A 7247-nucleotide genomic window follows, 5' to 3' on the forward strand; every position below is an offset into this window, starting at 1 on the left:
TGTCGGCGGCCATTCGCTCACGGCAGACGAGAAATAGGACCACAGGACTGGATACCTCCGTCCGGACCATGTCAACGTACAACGTCCCGGAAAACACCAGGCCAGGATGTGCAGATGCTCCACTGCGGCCCAGGTTGCGAAACGCCTTGGAATCCTGCACCCGTGTGACTGCCTTGCTGGCAGGCTCCTACTTGGGGAGGTCCGCCTGTCTGACTCCGCTATTCGATCCGCTCGCTTCACTGCACCCGCTCTTTATACGCGCGGCGCGTCTGAACGCCTGGTACAGCCAGGCAGCCGGCGACTACGGGACCCTTTCCGCCGAGCTGTGCGTCTGCCTTTGCGTGGCTGGCCTGTTCGGCGAGGACTTGTTGCAACCCGGCTATCGCAGCGTCAGTGCCGCTCTCGCATACCGTGCGGCACGTCTTGGCGCCGCAACACTGCAAGTGGCACTCGCCATCAGGACGAGCGACTCGCTGCCGGGAATCTCGACCGCCTCACCGATGACGGTCTGCTCGTGCTCGCCACGGACGGCGCGCACCTGGTTGCGCGTCGGCTGGCCCTGGCTGCGGCGAGCCTAAGCAGATGCTGCCTTCGTGATGCGGTGCGCAACATAGACGACGATCGCCGGTTAGCAAAACCGGCGATCGTGAGGTTCCTTGAGGACGTTCGCATGCGCGGCTGTGCTTGGCGGCGGAGCTGCAGCGAACTCAGTAGCCCTTGAAACGGAATGGCACTGGTCTGGTGCCAGCCAGATGATCCGGCGCCCTGCTCGTGCAGGTCCCCTTGAAGGAGAGTGAGTACCCCCTGTCCGTTCCGATCAAGAAGCTTCCACCCAACTCCAGGGGACAGGTGCGCTACCGGTTCGTAGTCGACGTAGGCATCGACCCTGCCACCGGGAGGCGCAAACAGCTGACTCGTACGTTCACCACTCTCAAGGAGGCGAAGGCTGAGTACGCGCGCATCATCAACCGCCGCGAGGAAGGGACGTTCGTACCGCCCAACCAGATAAATGTAAATGAGTGGCTTGATCAGTGGCTGGCCATGAAGGCAGAGGATCTGGAAGAGACCACTATTTACAACTATCGGGTTACCCTCGATCGAGTTCGGGGGAGGTTGGGGCGCATCCGGCTTCAAGAACTCACCGAGGAAGATGTAGAAAATTGGATGCACTGGGCGTTGAGGCATGGGCGGGTGCGCGGTGACAAAGCAGGTACTCCGCTTGGAGTGACCAGCGTGGAGATGAGTCTCGCCCGATTGAAGGACGCCCTGAATCGAGCCGTTACGCGTCGGCTAGTAACCATGAATGTAGCCCAACATGTGACCATCCCACGTAGGGCACGTAAAGAAGAGCGAAAGAAGAAGCAGGAGGTGAAGCCGTGGAACGTGCAGGAGATTCAGACGTTCATTCACGGTGTCCGGACAGAAAGGCTTTACGCTGCTCTCTTGCTGTCCCTCATGGGTCTACGTCCGGCTGAAGTCTGCGGACTCCGATGGGAAGACGTGGACTTGGAAGTCGCCACGATCACCATAGCCAACACGCGGACAATGATGGGGAATCGGTACGTTGTGGAGAAGGACACCAAGTCCCTGGCCGGGGAACGGGATCTTCCTTTGCCGGCACCGGTGCTGGCTGCCCTCAAGTCGTTCAGGGCTCTCCAAGCCAAGGAGAAGCTCGTCCTCGGTGAGGCTTACTCGGATTCCGGATACGTCGTGGTGCACGAGACCGGGGAAGCCTTCACGATCAAGCAGCTCCGCAGACGCGCTTACCGGCTCATGGAGATCCTTGAGCTCCGCAGAGTGCGCCTCTACGACGCTCGCTCCTCCTGCCTCACATACCTCGCCAACAAGGGCGTGCCGGATCACATCCTTGCCCGGTGGGCCGGACACACGAACGTCAAGACCACCAAGAAGTGGTACGTGAAGCCGGACGTGGAGGACCTCCGCGGAGCCGCCACAACGTGGGACGGCCTGCACGGTGCGGCGACGGAGGGGCAAGCGTGACTCAGGCGGCCTGCCGATTGAGTGACCTGCCCAGCCGTATGGCAGTCAAATCGAGTGGACCCGGGAGGCCGCTGCTGGCTGTGGACCAGCGACGGCAAGGGGGGAGGGGCGGCCAGGCTACGGCCAACGTCTCCCCTCCTGCGAGGCAAGGCAGAGCTTGCCCGCCGTGTGGCGTTCGGGCTGTTCGTCGGTGAATCCCGGAAGGTTTTCAGGTGCGTCATGCCGATCCTTGGGGACGGCACTACACGCTTTGCTGCAAACCAGACCGTCTGGAAGCCGTGCCGAGGGTGGGAAGCTGTGCGGCGCAGGGATTGGGAGGGTGCGCGAGCCGGGAGGACGCGCTGTCCCCACGGTCAGGCGTGCACATCGAAGAACCCGTACGTGGACCCATGAGGGTCTCGGCGGTGCCGGGCGTGCCGCGCCGCGAGGGTCACGAGCCGCCGGGTTCACCTGGCCGTGTGAGATTTCGTGAGACGTGAGAGGGTCTGGGGCGTGAGTGAGACACCCCCGAACACCCTGCAATACCGCTTTGACGGGCCAGAAGACGCTCCGGTCCTGATCTTGGGTCCCTCACTGGGTACCACATGGCACATGTGGGACCGTCAGGTGCCCGAACTGGCCCAGCAGTGGCGTGTCCTGCGGTTCGACCTGCCGGGGCACGGCGGGGCGCCCGCCCACCCCGCCGGGTCGGTCGCCGAGCTGACCGCGCGGCTGCTGGTCACCCTGGACGCGCTCGGCGTCCAGCGGTTCGGCTACGCGGGCTGCGCGCTCGGCGGGGCGGTCGGTGTCGAGCTGGCGCTCCGGCACCCCGACCGGCTCGCCTCGCTGGCGCTGATCGCGGCCTCGCCGCGGTTCGGCTCGGCCGACGAGTTCCGCCAGCGCGGCGTCGTCGTCCGCACCAACGGCCTCGACCCGATCGCGCGCAGTTCGCCCGACCGCTGGTTCACCGGCGGCTTCGCGGCCGCCCAGCCCGCGATCACCGACTGGGCCGTGCAGATGGTGCGCACCACCGACCCCGGCTGCTACATCGCCGCCTGCGAGGCGCTCGCCTCCTTCGACGTCCGCGCCGAACTCGGCCGGGTCGGCGTGCCCACCCTCGTCCTCGTCGGCTCCGACGACCAGGTCACCGGCCCCGCCGAGGCCCGTACGCTGGTCGCCGGCATCCCCGACGCCCGCCTGGCCGTCGTACCCGGCGCCTCGCACCTGGTGCCCGTGGAGCAGCCCGCGGCCGTCACCGACCTGTTGGTGCGGCACTTCTCCACCGCCTGGCAGCCCGCCTACGACGTGAGCACCGGCCAGACCGCGCTGCCCGGCATGACCGGCATGGTGCCGATGGGCGCCATGCCCCCGCGCGCCCCCGTCGTGCCGCCGCAGCCCGTCGCCCCCGTCGCGGAGATCGCGCCCGCCCCGGCCGCGCCGCCCGGCGGCAGCCGCGCCGACGCCTACGACGCGGGCCTGAAGGTCCGCCGCGAGGTCCTCGGGGACGCGCACGTGGACCGGGAGCTCGCGCAGGCCGACGCCTTCTCCGAGGACTACCAGGAGTTCCTCACCCGCTACGTCTGGGGCGACGTCTGGGACCGCCCCGGCCTCGACCGGCGCTCGCGCAGCTGCGTGGCACTCACCGCGCTGGTCGCCGGCGGGCACCCGGAGCAGCTGGCCGTCCACATCCGCGCCGCCCTGCGCAACGGGCTCACCCCGGACGAGATCAAGGAAGTGCTGCTCCAGACGGCGGTCTACTGCGGCGTCCCCGCCGCCACCGACGCCTTCCGGATCGCCCAGCAGGTCATCCGCGAGGAGACCACCCCGCGGGAGTAGGCCGTGGCCTCGGGGAGCCAGGAGGCCGGGCGGCCGCCTGCGCCGGGGGTGCGGCGGGGCCCACCCGCCGCCTCACGCCCGCTCGGCGCCCCACCCGGCAGGATGGACCCATGAAGCTCACGAAGATGTCGCACGCGTGCGTCCGGCTGGAGAAGGACGGGCGCACCCTCGTCCTCGACCCCGGCGGGTTCAGCGAGGAGGACGCCGCGGCCGGCGCCGACGCGATCCTCGTCACCCACGAGCACCCCGACCACTTCCACGAGGGCCGCCTGCGCGCCGCCCTCGACGCCGACCCGGCCGCCGAGCTGTGGGCCCTGCGGTCCGTCGCCGAGCAGCTCGCCGCGGCGTACCCGGGCCGCGTCCACACCGTCGGCCACGGCGACACCTTCACCGCCGCCGGCTTCGACGTGCAGGTCCACGGCGAGCTGCACGCCGTCATCCACCCCGACCTGCCGCGCGTCACCAACGTCGGCTACCTGGTCGACGACGGCCTCGTCTTCCACCCCGGCGACGCCCTCACCGTGCCCGACCACGCCGTGGAGACCCTGCTGGTCCCGGTGCAGGCACCCTGGAGCAAGATCTCCGAGGTGATCGACTACGTGCGCGAGGTCGCGCCCCGCCGGGTCTACGACGTCCACGACGCGCTCCTGACGGACCTCGCCCGGCCGATCTACGACACCCACCTCGGCAACCTGGGCGGCTCCGAGCACCTGCGGCTCGCCCCCGGGGGCACCGCCGACCTCTGAGGCCGGGTTGTCGGACCCTCCGGGTAGGTTGGGGACCATGCGCATCGCGACCTGGAACGTGAACTCGATCACCGCACGCCTGCCGAGGCTGCTGGCCTGGCTGGAGAGCAGCGGCACCGACGTGCTGTGCCTCCAGGAGGCCAAGGTCGCCGAGGAGCAGTTCCCGTTCGAGCCCCTGCGCGAGCTGGGCTACGAGGCGGCGGTCCACGCCACCGGCCGGTGGAACGGCGTGGCGGTGCTCTCCCGCGTCGGCATCGAGGACGTCGTCAAGGGCCTGCCCGGCGACCCCGGCTACGACGGCGCGGTGGAGCCCCGCGCGCTCTCCGCGACCTGCGGCCCGGTCCGCGTCTGGTCGGTCTACGTGCCGAACGGCCGCGAGGTGGGCCACCCGCACTACGCGTACAAGCTGGAGTGGTTCGAGGCCCTGCGGGCCGCCGTGGCGGGCGACGCGCAGGGCTCCCGCCCGTTCGCCGTGCTCGGCGACTACAACGTCGCGCCGACCGACGACGACGTCTTCGACGCCTCCGCCTTCGAGGGCTCCACGCACGTCACGCCGGCCGAGCGCGCCGCCCTCACCGCCCTGCGCGAGGCCGGCCTCACCGACGTGGTGCCGCGCCCGCTGAAGTACGACCAGCCCTTCACCTACTGGGACTACCGCCAGCTCGCCTTCCCCAAGAACCGCGGCATGCGCATCGACCTGGTCTACGGCAACGCCCCGTTCGCCCAGGCCGTCAAGGACGCCTACGTGGACCGCGAGGAGCGCAAGGGCAAGGGCGCCTCGGACCACGCACCGGTCGTCGTCGACCTGGACGTGTAGCGGCGGACGCGAGGCCGCCACGGACACGAGGTTCCGGAAGCGCGGCCACGCGTGCGGGGCCATGGATGCGCGGCCACGCACGGCCGCCGTCGGCTCGGTGATGCGGGCCGGTCCTCCCGGCCCGCCCCGTCACGACGACGCCGGCACCGGCAGCTCCGCCACCACCGGGTGGTCGCGGTCGGCCGGGCCCACCCCGGCCGCGCCGCCGGGGGCGCCCAGGTCGGCGAAGAACTCCGTGTCCGCCCGGCGGAAGTCCGTCCAGCCGTCGGGCAGGTCGTCCTCGAAGTAGATCGCCTCGACGGGGCACACCGGCTCGCAGGCGCCGCAGTCCACGCATTCGTCCGGGTTGATGTACAGCTTGCGGGCGCCCTCGTAGATGCAGTCGACGGGGCACTCGTCGACGCACGCCTTGTCCTTGAGGTCGACGCAGGGCTGCGCGATGACGTAGGTCATGAGGCACTCTCCACGGTCCAGGTGTCGTTGCCGGCGAGCAGCAGGGCGAGGTCGCCCTTGCCGTGCTGCTCGATCGCGGTGTCGAGCTGGTCGGCCATCAACGTGTCGTAGACGGGCCGTTCGACGGAGCGGAACACCCCGATGGGGGTGTGGTTCAGCGTCGTGGGGTCGGCCAGCCGGGACAGCGCGAACGCGGTGGTGGGCGTGGCCGCGTGCGCGTCGTGCACGAGGACGTCGGACTCGTTGTCCGGGGTCACGGTGACCACCTCCAGGTCTCCGGTGGCGCGGTCGCGCACGACACCGCGCGCGCCGTCCGCGCCGAAGCGGATGGGCCGGCCGTGTTCCAGGCGGATCACGGCCTCTTCGGCGGACTGCTTGTCCTTCAGGACGTCATAGGCGCCGTCGTTGAAGATGTTGCAGTTCTGGTAGATCTCGATGAGTGCGGTGCCGGGGTGGGCGGCGGCCTGGCGGAGGGTCTCGGTGAGGTGTTTGCGGTCGGAGTCGACGGTGCGGGCGACGAAGGACGCCTCGGCGCCGAGGGCGAGGGAGACCGGGTTGAAGGGGGCGTCGAGGGAGCCCATCGGCGTCGACTTGGTGATCTTGCCGACCTCGGAGGTGGGCGAGTACTGGCCCTTGGTGAGGCCGTAGATGCGGTTGTTGAAGAGGAGGATCTTGAGGTTGACGTTGCGGCGCAGGGCGTGGATGAGGTGGTTGCCGCCGATGGAGAGGGCGTCACCGTCGCCGGTGACGACCCAGACGCTGAGGTCGCGGCGGGAGGCGGCGAGGCCGGTGGCGATGGCGGGGGCGCGGCCGTGGATGGAGTGCATCCCGTAGGTGTTCATGTAGTACGGGAAGCGGGAGGAGCAGCCGATGCCGGAGACGAAGACGATGTTCTCGCGGGCCAGGCCGAGTTCGGGCATGAAGCCCTGCACCGCGGCGAGGATCGCGTAGTCACCGCAGCCGGGGCACCAGCGCACTTCCTGGTCGGACTTGAAGTCCTTCGGGGTCTGCCGGGCCTCGGCCTTCGGCACGAGGGTGAGTGCCTCAACGGGCATGGAGGGCCTCCTTGAGAGCCTGCGCGAGCTGTTCCGCCTTGAACGGCATGCCGTTGACCTGCGTGTGCGACCGTGCGTCCACCAGGTACCTCGCCCGGAGCAGCCCGGCGAGCTGGCCGAGGTTCATCTCGGGGACGACCACGCGTTCGTACCGGGCCAGGACCGTGCCGAGGTTGTGCGGGAAGGGGTTGAGGTGGCGCAGGTGGGCCTGCGCGATGGACTCCCCGGCCGTGCGCAGCCGGCGTACGGCGGCGGTGATCGGCCCGTAGGTGGAACCCCAGCCGAGCACCAGGGTGCGGGCGCCGTGCGGGTCGTCGACCTGGAGGTCCGGTACGTCGATCCCGTCGATCTTGGCCTGGC

Annotated in this window: 6 protein-coding genes and 1 pseudogene; 4 read left to right on the top strand and 3 right to left on the bottom strand. The window is 69.4% G+C overall.

Features of this window, described 5'->3' with window-relative positions; translation table 11 throughout:
• Positions 1 to 783 precede the first annotated feature (783 nt).
• The 4 genes from AQJ30_RS07550 (at position 784) to AQJ30_RS07565 (ending at position 5379) form a co-directional block, all read left to right on the top strand.
• The gene (locus tag AQJ30_RS07550; protein ID WP_245726844.1) at positions 784 to 2001 is read left to right on the top strand and encodes a tyrosine-type recombinase/integrase; all 1218 of its coding nucleotides are present in this window, start codon (positions 784 to 786) and stop codon (positions 1999 to 2001) included.
• 492 nt (positions 2002 to 2493) lie between these two features.
• Positions 2494 to 3816 (top strand): bifunctional 3-oxoadipate enol-lactonase/4-carboxymuconolactone decarboxylase PcaDC, encoded by a 1323-nt coding sequence (gene pcaDC / locus AQJ30_RS07555; RefSeq protein ID WP_067230188.1) that lies wholly within the window; start codon positions 2494 to 2496, stop codon positions 3814 to 3816.
• 110 nt (positions 3817 to 3926) lie between these two features.
• Positions 3927 to 4562, top strand: a complete 636-nt coding sequence (locus AQJ30_RS07560) for an MBL fold metallo-hydrolase (RefSeq protein ID WP_067230189.1) — start codon at positions 3927 to 3929, stop codon at positions 4560 to 4562.
• A gap of 37 nt (positions 4563 to 4599) precedes the next feature.
• Entirely contained in the window at positions 4600 to 5379 is a 780-nt protein-coding gene (locus AQJ30_RS07565; protein ID WP_067230191.1) for an exodeoxyribonuclease III, read from the top strand.
• A 129-nt stretch (positions 5380 to 5508) separates the two neighbouring features.
• Here the strand turns inward: AQJ30_RS07565 and fdxA are convergent, their stop codons facing one another.
• From fdxA to AQJ30_RS39210, 3 genes and pseudogenes are all read right to left on the bottom strand, one after another.
• Entirely contained in the window at positions 5509 to 5832 is a 324-nt protein-coding gene (fdxA, locus tag AQJ30_RS07570; RefSeq protein ID WP_067230193.1) for a ferredoxin, read from the bottom strand.
• A complete protein-coding gene (locus AQJ30_RS07575) occupies positions 5829 to 6887 on the bottom strand; it encodes a 2-oxoacid:ferredoxin oxidoreductase subunit beta (RefSeq protein ID WP_067230195.1) in 1059 nt (352 codons plus the stop codon). The genes fdxA and AQJ30_RS07575 overlap by 4 nt, the downstream gene beginning before the upstream one ends.
• A pseudogene (locus AQJ30_RS39210) lies at positions 6877 to 7247 on the bottom strand (2-oxoacid:acceptor oxidoreductase subunit alpha); the annotation flags it as partial. The pseudogene AQJ30_RS39210 and the gene AQJ30_RS07575, both read right to left, overlap by 11 nt.

Source organism: Streptomyces longwoodensis (assembly GCF_001514125.1).
GTDB lineage: Bacteria > Actinomycetota > Actinomycetes > Streptomycetales > Streptomycetaceae > Streptomyces > Streptomyces longwoodensis.

Coding starts and splice junctions, on each gene's coding strand:
- AQJ30_RS07560 (WP_067230189.1), top strand. CDS start 3,927: ATGAAGCTCACGAAGATGTCGCACGCGTGCGTCCGGCTGGAGAAGGAC.
- fdxA (WP_067230193.1), bottom strand. CDS start 5,832: ATGACCTACGTCATCGCGCAGCCCTGCGTCGACCTCAAGGACAAGGCG.
- AQJ30_RS07575 (WP_067230195.1), bottom strand. CDS start 6,887: ATGCCCGTTGAGGCACTCACCCTCGTGCCGAAGGCCGAGGCCCGGCAG.
- AQJ30_RS07565 (WP_067230191.1), top strand. CDS start 4,600: ATGCGCATCGCGACCTGGAACGTGAACTCGATCACCGCACGCCTGCCG.